Genomic DNA, 13,009 nt, shown 5'->3' with positions numbered 1-13,009 from the left:
CGGGTCAGGGCTGTCGCGCGCGGCGGGCGGCGGCCTCGAAGAGCAGGTGCTCGCGGCCAGGGCGGCAGATGAGCTGCAGCCCCACCGGCAGGCCGTCCACGGTCCCGGCGTGCACGGTCAGGGCGGGCCGGCCGGTCAGGTTCCACGGGCTGGTCAGCGCGAGCAGCAACGCGCGTACGGCGGCGGTCTCGCCGTTCAGCTCGATCTCCCGCTGCTGGAGCAGGGGCGCGGTGATCGGCACGGTGGGCAGCGCGATCACGTCGTGGTGCTCGAACAGCGCTGCGACCGCCGCCGCCAGCCGCGGCCGCGCCTCCATGGCCTGAACGTACTTCCAGCCGGGCACGTCGGCGGCGGCACGCAGCCGCTCGGCCACCTCGGGGTCGAACAGCTCCGGCGCCCGTGCCAGCCGCGACGCGTGCACGGCCGCCGCCTCGCAGCTCTGGATCACCGTGTACGCCTGCCTGAACGCCTCGTCGATCCCCGGCGGCAGCCGTACCTCGTCCTGCGCCCCGGACACCGCGCGCGCCACGCTCGCCACCCGCGCGTCGCCCGCGAACAGCCCAGCGCCCGGCCCGTTGGTCAGCCCAGTATTGAGCGCGGCGGGCAGCCCGGGGAGGAGCCCGGCGGGGTCCAGCCAGGCCACCCGCACGCGTGCGGCCTCCTCCGGCGCCACGTCCGCGGGCATGTCGGCCGAGGTCAGGCAGCGGTAGGCGATCAGGCAGTCGCGTTCGTCGGCCGCGAGGACGCCGACGTGGTCGAGGCTGCGCGACAGCGGGAAGACGCCCTCCTCGGGGATCGCCCCATAGGCGGGCTTGAAACCGGCGATCCCGCACAGAGCGGCCGGGATGCGGACGGAGCCGCCCGTGTCCGTGCCGAGCGCGAGCGGCACCATGCCCGCCGCCACGGCCGCGGCGCTGCCGCCGCTGGAGCCGCCCGAGATGCGGGCCGGGTCCCAGGGGTTGCGCGACGGGCCGGTCGCGGAGCGGTCGCCGGTGGGGCCGTACGCGAACTCGTGGGTCGTGGTCTTGCCGACGATGACGGCGCCGGCGCGGCGCAGGAGCGCGACGCACGCGGCGTCGGCGTCCGGGATGTGGTCGGCGAAGTGCCGCGAGCCCCTCGTCGCCGGCAGCCCGGCGACGTCGATGAGGTCCTTCACCCCGACGGGCACGCCGTGCAGCGGGCCACGGTCGGTGCCCCCGGCCAGCTCGTCGTCCGCCCGCCGCGCCGCGGCCCGCGCACCGTCGGCGTCCACGGTCACGAACGCGTTGAGCGGCGGATCGAGCTCGGCGATGGCGTGGAGCGCCTGCTCGACCAGCTCGGCCGAGCTGGTCCGGCCCGCGCGCAGGTCCTGGGCGAGGCCGATGACGGTACGGCCGGTGAACGGGCCGGGGGAGACGGGCATGAAGTCCTTTCCAGGCCTTCGCGACGTTCGGAACAGGTCCACTGATATCACTACGCCAGCCGACGAGGAGGGCCCGCCCCGGCCCCGGCCTCCCCTCGCGGCCGGTCGGGGAGCGGTCGGCGCGCGGACGGTGGACGGACGGTGGGCGGACAGTGCGCGGACAGTGCGCGGACGCTGGGCGGGTGGCGCGCGGGTGGCGCGCGGGGGGTGTGTGGGTGGCGGGTCGGCTGGAGAACCTCGGGCGAACCGGCTGTCCGGCCGCCGCCTTCGCATTAGTGTTGACCGCGAACGGCACAATGACGTCGCTGTCCGGCAGACCTCCGCGGGGGACCCCATGCTCGTGATCATCGCGCAGCATCAGGGCCCGCTGGGTGCCGTATCGAGGGTGATATGTCCCCCTTGAGCGTGGATGAGCGACGACTGGCCACCGGCGTCCTGGTCACCGTGACCGGCGAGGCCGACTCCACGAACGCCGACTGGCTGGAGTCCTCCATCGAGCGTGTCCAGCGGCAGGGGGAGTCGCTGGTGCTCGATCTGAGCGGGCTGACGTTCATGGACAGCAGTGGCCTCGCGGTGCTGCTCCGCCTCAACGCCGCCGCCCGCGCGCAGGGCGGTGGCCTGCATCTGGCCGCCGTTCAGGACTTGCCCGCGCGCGTGCTGCAGATCTCCGGCGTGTGGGACGCCCTGAACATCCACCCCAGCGTCGATGAGGCCGTCGCCGTGGTGCTGCACGATCACGAAACCCGTCTTCAGGAGCGCCAGTGATCCTCACCTGCCGCCATCTCACCGGGGCGACGCTGATCGCCGTGTCCGGGGATGTGGACGCCACCACCTCCGCCGAGTTGGAGACCTACATCGACCAGGTGCGCCGGCGGCTCGACGAGCACCTGATCGTGGACGCGAGCGGGCTGTCCTTCATGGACAGCTCAGGCCTGGCCGTCCTGCTCGCCGCCGCGGCGCTGGCCCGCGTACACGGTGTCGCGCTGCACCTGGCCGCGCTCCAGCCGAGCCCGGCCCGGCTGATGGAGATCACCGGCGCCGTGCGGGCCGTGGTCGTGCACGCCGACGTCGAGCGCGCGATCGCCGCCGCCCAGGGCGATCCGGCGTTCCGGGCCCGCTGAACACCTCGCCGGGCACCTCCCTGAGCGGGCTGCCGGGTACTACCTTGAGCGGGCCCCGGGCACCTCGCCGGGCACATCCCTGAGCACGTCGCCAAGCACGTCACCGAGCGGGCCGCCGGGCACTTCCCTGAGCGGGCCGGCCGGGTTCATCAGCGGGAGGGTCGTCAGGCACATCGCCGCTGGGCACATCGCTGGGGAAAGCGGGGGACCGTACCGTACCGTTCCGTCAGGCCGACAGGTCGGCGGCGCGGTCGAGGAGGGCGCGGCGTTCGGACTCGGCGGAGGTGAGGCCGGCGGCCCGCCGGAAGAGGGCGGCGGCGCGGGCATGGTCGCCGAGCCGGGCGGTGAGATCGGCCTCCGCGGCGATCGCGAGCGGGTAGCCGTCGAGCGCCCCACCAGTACGGGCCTCGGCCAGCAGCGCCAGCCCGGCCGCAGGTTCGTACGCGTAGCCGTGCGCCACAGCCCGATTCAGCTCGATCACCGGGGAGGGCTGGACGCGGGCGAGCTCGTCGTACCACGTCGCGATCGCCGGCCAGTCGGTGGCGGCGGCGGACGCGGCGGTGGCGTGGCAGGCGGCGATCCGGGCCTGCAGCGCGTACGGGCCGTCCGGGGACGTCCGCGCCAGCACGCCGGCCCCTTCGGCGATCGCCGCGTGGTCCCAGCGGGACCGGTCCTGCTTGTCGAGGGTCAGCAGGTTGCCGTCCTCGTCGCGGCGGGCATCGCGCCGTGAGTGCTGGAACAGGAACAGGGCCAGCAGCCCGGAGATCTCGGACTGGCCCGGCATGAGCCGCTCCAGCAGCCGCGCCAGGCGGATCGCCTCGTCCGCGAACGCGGGCTGCCCGTCGGCGTCGTACCCGCGGGTGAACAGCAGGTACAGCACGGCGAGCACTCCGGGCAGGCGCTCGGCGAGCGCCGGGCCGGTCGGCACCCGGTACGGGATCCCGGCGTTCGCGATCTTCGTCTTGGCCCGGGTCAGGCGGCGGGTCATGGCCGACTCGCTGACCAGGAGGGCCCGCGCGATGTCGGCGGTCGGTATCCCGCAGATCGTCCGCAAGGTCAGGCCCACGCGCGCCTCCAGCGGGAGCGCCGGATGGCAGCACGTGAAGATCAGCCGCAGCCGGTCGTCCACGATGTCCTCCTTCGCCGATGTCGGGGCCGGGTCGCCCGGGTCCGCGAGCGAGAGCAGCGCGACCTCCCGCAGCTTGCGCTGTTCGGCGGAGGCGCGCCGCAGCACGTCGATCGCGCGGTTGCGGGCCACGGTCATGAGCCAGCCCCCGGGGTTGGCGGGGACGCCGTCCCCGGGCCAGCGTTCGAGCGCGAGCGCCATCGCCTCCTGGGCGCAGTCCTCGGCCAGCGTCCAGTCGCCGGTGACGCGGATCAACGCGGCGACGATCCGCGCAAAAGCCTCCCGCCCGGCAGTGGCGACAACCCGCGCCACCTCCCCACCGGCCGGGCCTCCCGGACTGGCGGCGGCCCCCACCGCCCCTCCACTGGCCGGTCCGGCCGGTCTGCGGGCTTCCCCGCCGGCCAGGTCGGCCGGTCTGGCGGCCTCCCCATCGGCCGGGGCGGCGGCCTCAGCGTGTGCTGGGCCGCCGTCGGCGGGTGGATTGGTGTCAGTCACGCGGCAGGGGCCGGGAACGGGCGGAGCTCCAGGCGTCCCGCGCGAGCCATCGGATGCGCGCGGGCCACCTCGATCGCCTCGTCCAGATCGGCGCATTCGAGCACGTCGTAGCCCACGATCACCTCTTTGGTCTCGGCGAACGGGCCGTCGGAGACCAGCAGCTCGCCGTTGCGCACGCGGACGGTGGTGGCCGCCGACACCGGCGCCAGCTGGTCGCCGTCCAGGCGCCGCCCCCGGGCGTCGTTCTCGGCCACCCACACGTTGATGTCGGGCCAGTCGGCGGTGTCGGTGTCCGGCGCGGTGTCGGTGCAGACGAACATCATGTACTTCATCTCTGTGCCCCTTCTGTCAGAGTCTCACCAGCATGACGAACGGGCGGCGCCGCTCCGGACACAGGCCGGGCAAAGAATCTCCGGCTATTCGGCGCCCGGCTCCTCGGCGGCCAGATCGACGACGGGCCCGGTCGTGCTGGTGGCCGCCAGCGCGGTGGCGAACAGGATGAGCTGGTTGAGCACCTTGAGGAACAGCAGCATCCCGGCGGCCCCCGCGACGACCTGGTACGCCGGATTGGCCACGGTGAGGTTGACGTACGCCTGCCCGAGGGTCTTGAGGCCCTCCAAACCGATGGTGATGACGAGCGCGGGCCCGATCACGCGGCGCAGCGGCAGCCGCAACCGGGGCGGCCCGGTCAGCAACGCCATGGCGAGCAGGGTGTTGACGCCCAGCCCGAGCACGAAGCCGGCCGCGGTCAGCACCCACTGCGCCGGGAGCGCCTCCGGGCCGACGGTGATCACGGCCAGCCAGGTCAGCAATCGCTCGGCGGCGAACGCGACCGCCAGCGACAGCGCGAGCAGCAGCCCGAGCCCGGCCACCACCCCCAGGTCGATGAGCTGGCGCAGCAGGAAGTTGCCCGGATACTCCTTCATCTGCCAGATCGCCCGGGTGGCCGAGCGCAGGGTGTCCATCCAGAACAGGCCCGTGAGCGGCAGCGCGACGAACGCCACCAAGCCCGCCGTGCCCCGCGCGTCCCGTAGCGCCTGGACGTCGAGGCGCGGGAAGTTCTCGCTGAGGTAGTGCTGCACCGTGGCCAGCACCGTCGGGTCGTCCAGGACCCGGCCGAGGATCGCGAAGGCGAGCAGCGCCAGCGCGAAGGTGGCGAAGAAGGCGTAATAGGTGAGCGCGGCTGATAACCGGCCGCCGTCGGCCTGGTCGTAGCGCACCACGGCGCGTACCAGATGGTCCAGCCAGCCGTGCCGGTCGCGGGCGCGCCGCCAGCCTGCCGCCAGCCCCTTGACCGATCGCCTGATCGGCCCGGTGGCGTTCATGTTGCGTGTGTCCTTCCGCGGGGCTCGCGTGAAATGCCGCCGTCGTGACGGTGACGGTTCACCGTATCGTTCCACCGAAACCGCGCGCATGATCGTCCTGCGGCAGAATGCACGGCATGGCCCGAGCCCGCAGCCACACCCTCGCCGAGGCCCTGCCGCGCGAGCCGGCCGCGCAGGAGGCCGAGGACTTCGCCGGCCAGTACGTCCGCGAGTGGAACACCGGCGTCCACTACCTGCCCGGCATCGAGCCCTCGTCGGCCCTCTTCGTCGGCGACACCTTCGTACCGGACTACGAAGGGCCGCGGCGCGCGGGGATGACGGCGCTGCTCATCGATCCGCTGGAACGGGCCCGGTGCCCGCGGCGCACCGGCTGACGTCGATCTTCGACCTCCCCCGCCGCCTGGGCGCGGGCTAGCGCGGTCCTTCGCAGGCGGGCGCCGGAGGTCCGGCCGGGCCGGATCCCGATCGGGTGCTCTCGCCGCCGCCGGTGGTGAGGAGCGCGGCGAGACAGACGCCGAGGGCGAGGGACAGCATGGCGGTGAGAGCTGTGCGTGGTGTCATGCACCCAACCCTCGCGTCCCGGACGACGGGTGTGCTCCCCCGGGAGAGGCCCGGCGCAGCACTCATCGGGGGGACCCGCGAGGTCCGCGGAAGGGGCAGGCCAGACTGCTTTCGTGCGCTCCTCTTCGCTGATCTCCCTCACCCCCATGCTCCCCGTGGCCCTGCTCGCCCTCGTCGCGCTGGGCACGCTCGTGGCCTGGCAGGGCCGGCTCGGCCACGCGCGGGCGATCGTGACCGCCGGCCTCCGCGCGGTCGTGCAGCTCGGCGCCGTGTCCGCGGTGATCGCGTGGGTGGTGACCTACTCGGCCGCGGTGGCCGCGTTCCTCCTGCTCATGTACGGCGTCGCCGCCTTCACCGCCGGCCGGCGCATCACCCGCGGCCGTACCGGATGGTGGGCGGGGGCGCCGATCGCGGCGGGGACCGTACCGGTGCTGGCGGTGCTGGGCGGCAGCGGGGTGATCTCCGCGGACGGGATCGTGGTCATCCCCATCGCCGGGATCCTGCTCGGCGGCTGCCTGACCGCCACCACCCTCGCCGGCCGGCGCGCCATGGACGAGCTGACCCAGCGCAAGGGCGAGGTGGAGGCGGCGCTGTCCCTGGGGTTCAGCCCGCGGGACGCGGCGATGGAGATCTGCCGCCCGGCGGCGAGCCAGGCGCTGGTGCCCGCGCTGGACCAGACGAGGACGGTGGGGCTGGTCACGCTGCCCGGCGCCTTCGTGGGCATGCTGCTCGGCGGGGCGAGCCCCGTCGACGCCGGGATCGTGCAGCTCGTGGTGCTGGTGGCGCTGCTGGCCGCGCAGGCGATCGCGACCGTGGTCACGATCGAACTCGCCGCCCGCGGCCACTTCGCACCCTGAGCCGCCTCGCGCCCTGAGCCACGCCCTGAGCCACGCCCTGAGTCGCCTCGGGCCGTGCCCTGTCCGGGCCGGTCCCGTCGTGCTCACGGTCCGTGAGGACGGGTACGCCCTTCGCACTCCTCCCCGCCGCCGGTCCCCGGCTCCCGCCCAGCCCAAGAGTGGCCCCCGATTCGATCACCGCCCGCCGCGCACCCTTGACAGCCGCGGATACCGCCGCCACCGGATCTTTGTCACCGTACGCGCAAGGAGCCGCTACGCTGCCCTTGAACTCAGCCCAGCGAATACGCACAGTGACCATGTCGGCGATTCCCACCAGACCGATCACCCTGGGAGGCAGAGATCAACGAGCGCGAGAACCTTGCGGTGAAATGGGCCCGCGCCCGCCGGCGCCTGCCCCGTGAGACCCGCCGGCTGCTGGGAGCGGTCGCCGGCCTGGGCGCCCTGCTCCCGGTCTACTACCTGACCGAGGCCGCCGCCAGAGCCCTGCGCGCGGGCAACGCCACGTTCGGCCCCGCACCGGCGGGCCTCGGCTACCTGCTGGGCGCGGCCGTCATCGTCACACTGCTGACCGCCTGGCCCACGGCGGCGCTCGCGTGCGGCCTGCCGCTGGCCGCCGCCGGCGTCCTGTTCGCGCTCGACCTGGACGCCGCGCTCGGCGTGGCGGCCAAGCTGCCCTGGTCGCGGGCCGGCGGCCTGCCGTGGTCGCAGCCGGGCGGGCTGGCGTGGGCCGAGATGGGGGAGCCGCCGGGCACGCTGGCCGGAGTGACGGGGCTCTACACGATCATCGGCGTGGTGCTGGTGCTCTCCGCGCTGCTGCCCGGCCGTACGAGATCTATCCTTGACCGGTGAGTGGACGGGATCCGGATCGGCGCAGGGCGCTGCTCGACGCCGCCGACCGGGTCATCCTGAGCGAAGGGCCCGAGGTGTCGATGGCGGCCATCGCCGCCGAGGCCGGCATCACCAAGCCCATCCTCTACCGTCACTTCGGCGACAAGAGCGGCCTGCTGCAGGCCCTGGCCGACCGGCACGTGCGCACGGTCATCGCCCAGCTCCGGCCCAAGCTCGCCGAGCCGGGGACCGACCTGCGGAGCAGGGCCAGGTCGGCGATCTCCGCCTACCTCGACCTGATCGCGGCCAACCTCAACCTCTACCGGTTCCTGTTCCACCGGGCCAGCGCCGAGGACACCAGGATCCGCTCCCACATGACCTCGCTCGTGCGCAGCCTCGGCGAGGAGCTCGGCGCGATGCTGGTCGCCGAGCGCGTGGTGCCCGACCCGGTGCGCGCGCAGGTGCTCGGGCACGCGTTCGTGGGCATGGTGCAGACGACCGGCGACTGGTGGCTGGAGCATCCGGAGGTGGACCCGGCGCAGGTGGTGGAGGGCCTGGTCGACGTGATCGCCGCCGCGGTCAGTCCCCGAACCTCGAAAGCCTCCCACGCCGCCGGGCGTAGCTGAGCGCCCACGCGAACAACGCGAGCGTCGCCGCCAGATAGCCGGCGTTCAGCACCGAGGCCCAGGCGAGCCGGTCCCACGGCACCGCGCCGCCCGCCATGACCGTGCGCATGCCCTCGAACACGTGCGAGGCCGGCAGGAACCACGACACGGCCTGCAGCGGCGCGGGCAGCACCGAGACCGGGTAGAAGATCCCGGCCACCGGCTGCACCACGAACACCAGCGACCAGGCGATCACCTGCGCGTTCTCGCCGAAGCGGAGCACCGCGGCGATGCCGACCAGCCCGAGCGACCAGCCGAGCACGAGCAGCACCCCCATGAACGGCACCAGGCCCACCCCCAGGCTCGTCACCCCGAACCCGTAGAGGACGAAGGCCAGCCCGGCCATCACCGCGACCGCGAACACCACCTTGCCCAGCGAGAACAGCACGAGCCCGACCAGGTATTCGACGCTGGACAGCGGGCTGACCTGCACGTTGAGCAGGTTGCGTGACCAGATGTCCTCCAGGAAGGCGATCGAGATCTCGTTGCTCGCCTTCTGCAGCACCTGCCACAGCAGGACCGCGCCGAGCAGGAACGACACCACGAACGGCACCCGCTGCGTCTGCAGGAACAGCGTGAGGAACCCCCAGAGCACCAGCTCCACGGTCGGCCAGAAGAGGATCTCGAACATCCGGATCGGGCTGCGCCGCAGCGCCGCGAAGTCGCGCTGGACGACGCCGAGGATCCGGGTGCGCCGCGCCGCGAGGCTCAGCGGCGGCAGGCTCAGCGAGGGCAGGGGAGTCGTCATCCGCGCGCCACCTTCAGGAACACTTCCTCCAGGTCCTCGGCGTCGTAGCGCCCGGCCAGCTCCTTGGCGCTGCCGGCCGCCACGACCAGGCCGTCGGACATGAAGTGGATGCGGTCGCACATGCGCTCGACCTCACGCATGTTGTGCGAGGTGATCAGCATGGCGCTGCCGTTCTCGGCGGCCAGCCTGGACAGCAGGCCGCGGATGCGGTCGCCCGCGTCCGGGTCGAGGTTGGCGGTGGGCTCGTCGAGCACCAGCAGCCTGGGCGCGTTGAGCAGCGCCTTGGCGAGCTGGACGCGGGTGCGCTGGCCCGACGACAGGGCCAGCATCTGCCGCTTGGCGAGCGGGCCCAGCTCGAACAGCTCGATCACCTCGGCCACCCGCTCGCGGGGACGGCGCAGCGCGTAGAGCCTGGCGAACGCGTCGAGCACCTCGCGCACGCGCAGCACCCCGGGCAGGTCCACGTAGCTGGCGGCGAAGTTGACCTGGCTGAGCGCCTCGATCCGGTGCCGGGCCAGCTCCAGCCCGAACAGCTCGATGCCGCCCGCGTCGGGGGTGATCAGGCCGAGCAGCATGTGGAGGGTGGTCGACTTGCCCGCGCCGTTGGGGCCGAGCAGGCCGACGACCTCGCCCTCGTGCACGGTCAGGCTCAGGTCGCGGACGGCGGTGACCGCTCCGAACCGCTTCACCAGATGAGATGCCCGCAGAATGGCCACCGGTCAAGCGTGCGTGCGCGGGGGACCCTCAGGCAACGGGTTTTCCGCCCGCTCCCGGAGCATCGCCAGCAGGTCCCACTCGTTCTCGCACACCCGGCGGCCGATCGCCGCCAGCTCCACGGAGCGCGCGCCCCCGCGCAGGTGCCGCATGGTCTGCATGACGCAGATGATCCCCCACTTGAGCACCCCGAACGTCTCCCACCAGCGCAGCGCGCCCCGGTCGACGGGCTGCCCGCCGGCCCGCTCGTAGGCGGCGACGAGCTCTTCGTAGCCGCCGAACCCGCCCACCGGCAGCGGCGAGCCGAACCGCCACGCCTTCACGCACAGCCACCCGAGGTCCTCCAGCGGGTCGCCGAGGTGGGCCAGCTCCCAGTCCAGCACCGCCCTGATCCCCTCGGGCCCGACGATCAGGTTGCCGTTGCGGAAGTCGCCGTGCACCACCGTGCGCCGCGTGCTCGCGGGCCGGTCGGCCGCCAGCCGCCGCAGGGCCAGCTCGAACACCGGGTGCGGCTCGCCGAGCAGGTCGAGCACGTCGCGCCAGCGCGTCAGCGGATCGTCCGCCGTCTCCTCGGGCACGCAGGAGAGCGGCATCCGGTGGATCGCGGCCAGCGCCTGCCCGCACTGCGCGGCGAGCCTGGGCCGGGCCGCCGCGTAGGCGTCGTCCCTGAGGATCTTGCGCGGGATGGTCTCGCCGGGGACGCGGGTCATGAGGATGTACGACTCGCCGGCCGCGACGATCCGCGGACCCGGCACCCCGGCGTCGTACGCGGCCCGCATCAGCGTCGCCTCGGCGGCCAGCCCGGCGCCCGCGCTCCCCTCCGCGCTCACCTCTGGGCTCACCTCTGCGTTCACCTCTGGGCTCACCTCTGGGGCGGCGCCCGGGGAGTCGAGCCGCAGGACGAGCTCGTGCGTGCGGCCGCCGGGCTCGACGACGTCCAGCGCCCACGTCTCCCGCGAGGCCCCGCCCGGCAGCCGGACGCTGGACGTGATCACCGCGCCGGCGCCGAAGGCCGCGCGGGCGATCGCGTGCGGATCCGTCATCGCAGGCCGAACTCCCAGGAGCCGCCCGCCGTGTACGCGCCCAGGATCCGCCGGCCCACGGAGTCGATGTGCACCTCGTCGGGCCCGTCGTAGATCCGGCCGGCCCGCGCGTGCCGGTACATCCGGTCCAGCGGCGTGTCAGGGGTCAGCCCGGCGGCGCCGTACACCTGGATGGCCCGGTCGATCACGTTGTGCAGCATGCGAGCGCCCACCACCTTGATCGCGCCGATCTCGACCCTGGCCTGCGAGCCCGCGTCGATCGCCTCGGCGGCGTGCAGCGTGAGCAGCCTGGCGGCCTGGATCTCCGTGTAGGAGTCGAACACGTGCTGCCGCATGAGCTGCTTGGCCGCCAGCGGCTCGCCGAACGCGGTCCGCTCGTGCATCCTGCGGCACATCAGGTCGAACGCCCGCTGCGCCTGCCCGAGCCACCGCATGCAGTGGAAGATCCGCCCCGGCCCGAGCCGCTTCTGCGCGATGACGAATCCCTGGCCGCGGTCGCCGAGCAGGTTCGAGGCGGGCACCCGGACGTCCTCGTAGCGGACCTCGCAGTGCGCCCCGCTGAGCCCCAGGACGGGCGTCTCGCGGACGATCGTGTAGCCGGGCGTGTCCGTCGGCACCAGGATCATGGAGAACGCCAGATGTGGCGGCGCGTCCTGCTCGGTCCTGCACATCACGGTCGTGTACGCGGCCAGCGACGCCCCCGTCGTGAACCACTTGTGCCCGTTGATCACCCATTCGCCGCCGTCCAGCACGGCGGACGTCGTGATCTGGGTGGGGTCGCTGCTCGACACCGCGGGCTCGGTCATCGCGAAGCTCGGCGAGATGTCACCGCGTACCAGGGGCTCCAGATAGCGTTCGCGCTGGCCGGGCGAGGCGTGCTCGTACAGCATGAGCGAGTCCTGCAACGTGAACGTGCCCAGCGCGAGCTGCCCGAACTCGCTGCGCCCCTGCACCTCGTTGACGTACACGTAGTCGAGGAACGGCAGCCCGCCGCCGCCCAGCTCACGCGGGTGGCCGAGGGCCCACAGGCCCTCCTTCTTCGCCTCGGCCCGCAGCTCCTCCATGGCCGCCGCCGCGGGCGCCCCGCCCGCCTGCAGCACCGGCTCGGCGGGCTCCACCCGCTCGGTCATGAACGCGTGTACGGCATCGCGAACCGGTCGGACGCTGTCAGGCACGGCGAAGCTCATGAATGGATCTCAACCCCAAATCGTTGCCCAGTCAACGGCTTTGCGGATTTAGGGGAGCCAGCTCACCCGGCCGTGCAGGAGGGCGTACCCGACGAAGGCGACGGAGTCGATGAGCGTGTGCGCCACCACGAGGGGCGTGGTCCGGCCCCACCGCTGGTACAGCCGCCCGAACACCACCCCCATCACCACGTTCCCGACGAATCCGCCGAACCCCTGATACAAGTGGTACGACCCCCGCAGCAGCGCCGAGACGGCGACCGCCCGCCACGGCGACCACCTCGCCTGCCCCAGCCGGTGCAGCAGGTAGCCGGCGACGAGGACCTCCTCCAGCACGCCGTTCTGCGCCGCGGCGAGCAGCAGCACCGGCACCTGCCACCACACCTGCGGGAGCTGGCCGGGGACGACGGTCAGGTTCACCCCCGCCGCCCAGACCGCGAGGTAGAAGGCCAGCCCGGTGCCGCCGATCGCGGCCGCGAGCAGTGCCCCGCGCAGCAGGTCGCGGCCCGGCTCGCGGGCGTCCGCGCCGATCGTCCGCAGCGACTCGCCCGAGCGCACCATCAGGTACGCCACCAGCGCGACCGGCGCCAGCGAGATCGCGATCTCGACGAGTTGCAGCGTCAGGTCCAGCCAGGGCCGGCCCGGCGCCATCGATCCGACCAGCACGGCCTGCTGGCCCTTCAGCTCCTTGGGCGCCGTGAGCGCGCCGATCAGCCGGACGAACGCCACCAGGCCGCTGGCGCCGAGCGAGACCGACATCACGACGAGGACCTCGGCCTTGATGAGGCCGGGCCCGAGCACCGGGGGCGGCGCGGCGGGAGACTGTGTCGTCATGGCCGCAGATTAGCCGCTAAACGATCGGACCCGGATAAAGGCCGCATTCCACCCCACCCTGCCCACTGCCCGCTCGCCCCGCCCGGCCTGGCCCGCCCTGCCTTGC

General features: G+C 73.3%; 16 protein-coding genes. 6 read left to right on the top strand and 10 right to left on the bottom strand.

Going from position 1 to position 13,009, the window contains the following annotated elements; all coding sequences use genetic code 11:
* Positions 1-4 precede the first annotated feature (4 nt).
* Positions 5-1,402: an amidase gene (locus ABEA43_RS49765; protein ID WP_345573126.1), complete on the bottom strand. Its 1,398-nt coding sequence runs from the start codon at positions 1,400-1,402 to the stop codon at positions 5-7.
* A gap of 390 nt (positions 1,403-1,792) precedes the next feature.
* On the opposite strand from ABEA43_RS49765, the gene ABEA43_RS49760 reads away from it, so the two are divergent.
* Together ABEA43_RS49760 and ABEA43_RS49755 are read left to right on the top strand one after the other, a co-directional pair.
* On the top strand, positions 1,793-2,167 hold the full coding sequence (locus ABEA43_RS49760; RefSeq protein WP_345573125.1) for an STAS domain-containing protein: 375 nt from the start codon (positions 1,793-1,795) through the stop codon (positions 2,165-2,167).
* On the top strand, positions 2,164-2,523 hold the full coding sequence (locus ABEA43_RS49755) for an STAS domain-containing protein (protein ID WP_345573124.1): 360 nt from the start codon (positions 2,164-2,166) through the stop codon (positions 2,521-2,523). Before ABEA43_RS49760 ends, ABEA43_RS49755 begins: the two co-directional genes overlap by 4 nt.
* 226 nt (positions 2,524-2,749) lie before the next feature.
* Here ABEA43_RS49755 and ABEA43_RS49750 read toward each other — a convergent pair whose 3' ends face one another.
* From ABEA43_RS49750 to ABEA43_RS49740, 3 genes are all read right to left on the bottom strand, one after another.
* The gene (locus ABEA43_RS49750; RefSeq protein ID WP_345573123.1) at positions 2,750-4,144 is read right to left on the bottom strand and encodes an RNA polymerase sigma factor; all 1,395 of its coding nucleotides are present in this window, start codon (positions 4,142-4,144) and stop codon (positions 2,750-2,752) included.
* A complete protein-coding gene (locus ABEA43_RS49745) occupies positions 4,141-4,476 on the bottom strand; it encodes a YciI family protein (protein ID WP_345573122.1) in 336 nt (111 codons plus the stop codon). Before ABEA43_RS49745 ends, ABEA43_RS49750 begins: the two co-directional genes overlap by 4 nt.
* 84 nt (positions 4,477-4,560) lie before the next feature.
* Positions 4,561-5,469 (bottom strand): YhjD/YihY/BrkB family envelope integrity protein, encoded by a 909-nt coding sequence (locus ABEA43_RS49740; RefSeq protein ID WP_345573121.1) that lies wholly within the window; start codon positions 5,467-5,469, stop codon positions 4,561-4,563.
* Between the two features lie 116 nt (positions 5,470-5,585).
* Here ABEA43_RS49740 and ABEA43_RS49735 point away from each other — a divergent pair, with 116 nt between their 5' ends.
* On the top strand, positions 5,586-5,843 hold the full coding sequence (locus ABEA43_RS49735; protein ID WP_345573120.1) for an HAD family hydrolase: 258 nt from the start codon (positions 5,586-5,588) through the stop codon (positions 5,841-5,843).
* 37 nt (positions 5,844-5,880) lie between these two features.
* Here the strand turns inward: ABEA43_RS49735 and ABEA43_RS49730 are convergent, their stop codons facing one another.
* Entirely contained in the window at positions 5,881-6,030 is a 150-nt protein-coding gene (locus ABEA43_RS49730; RefSeq protein WP_345573119.1) for a hypothetical protein, read from the bottom strand.
* A gap of 113 nt (positions 6,031-6,143) precedes the next feature.
* Between ABEA43_RS49730 and ABEA43_RS49725 the strand changes: the two genes are divergently transcribed.
* The 3 genes from ABEA43_RS49725 (at position 6,144) to ABEA43_RS49715 (ending at position 8,341) form a co-directional block, all read left to right on the top strand.
* Positions 6,144-6,887 carry an ABC transporter permease gene (locus ABEA43_RS49725; protein WP_345573118.1) on the top strand — a complete coding sequence of 248 codons (744 nt, stop codon included), beginning with the start codon at positions 6,144-6,146 and terminating at the stop codon, positions 6,885-6,887.
* Positions 6,888-7,250: 363 nt separating this feature from the next.
* Positions 7,251-7,736, top strand: a complete 486-nt coding sequence (locus ABEA43_RS49720; protein WP_345573117.1) for a hypothetical protein — start codon at positions 7,251-7,253, stop codon at positions 7,734-7,736.
* Positions 7,733-8,341, top strand: coding sequence for a TetR/AcrR family transcriptional regulator (locus ABEA43_RS49715; RefSeq protein ID WP_345573116.1), 609 nt, complete (start codon positions 7,733-7,735; stop codon positions 8,339-8,341). The genes ABEA43_RS49720 and ABEA43_RS49715 overlap by 4 nt, the downstream gene beginning before the upstream one ends.
* Here the strand turns inward: ABEA43_RS49715 and ABEA43_RS49710 are convergent.
* From ABEA43_RS49710 to ABEA43_RS49690, 5 genes are read right to left on the bottom strand one after another with little or no spacing between them, the layout of a single operon-like run.
* A complete protein-coding gene (locus tag ABEA43_RS49710; RefSeq protein ID WP_345573115.1) occupies positions 8,295-9,128 on the bottom strand; it encodes an ABC transporter permease in 834 nt (277 codons plus the stop codon). The two genes, ABEA43_RS49715 and ABEA43_RS49710, sit on opposite strands and share 47 nt — an antisense overlap.
* Positions 9,125-9,844, bottom strand: coding sequence for an ABC transporter ATP-binding protein (locus ABEA43_RS49705; protein WP_345573114.1), 720 nt, complete (start codon positions 9,842-9,844; stop codon positions 9,125-9,127). Before ABEA43_RS49705 ends, ABEA43_RS49710 begins: the two co-directional genes overlap by 4 nt.
* A 3-nt stretch (positions 9,845-9,847) precedes the next feature.
* Complete coding sequence (locus ABEA43_RS49700) at positions 9,848-10,885, bottom strand: phosphotransferase family protein (RefSeq protein WP_345573113.1); 1,038 nt, start codon at positions 10,883-10,885, stop codon at positions 9,848-9,850.
* Positions 10,882-12,072, bottom strand: coding sequence for an acyl-CoA dehydrogenase family protein (locus ABEA43_RS49695; protein ID WP_345573112.1), 1,191 nt, complete (start codon positions 12,070-12,072; stop codon positions 10,882-10,884). Before ABEA43_RS49695 ends, ABEA43_RS49700 begins: the two co-directional genes overlap by 4 nt.
* A gap of 48 nt (positions 12,073-12,120) precedes the next feature.
* Positions 12,121-12,903, bottom strand: coding sequence for a CPBP family intramembrane glutamic endopeptidase (locus tag ABEA43_RS49690; RefSeq protein WP_345573111.1), 783 nt, complete (start codon positions 12,901-12,903; stop codon positions 12,121-12,123).
* Positions 12,904-13,009 lie beyond the last annotated feature (106 nt).

Origin of the sequence: Nonomuraea rosea, assembly GCF_039539705.1 — a bacterium.
Classification (GTDB): domain Bacteria; phylum Actinomycetota; class Actinomycetes; order Streptosporangiales; family Streptosporangiaceae; genus Nonomuraea; species Nonomuraea rosea.
The sequence above is the reverse complement of the archived record's forward strand: the minus strand, read 5'-3'. Positions and strand labels throughout refer to the sequence as shown.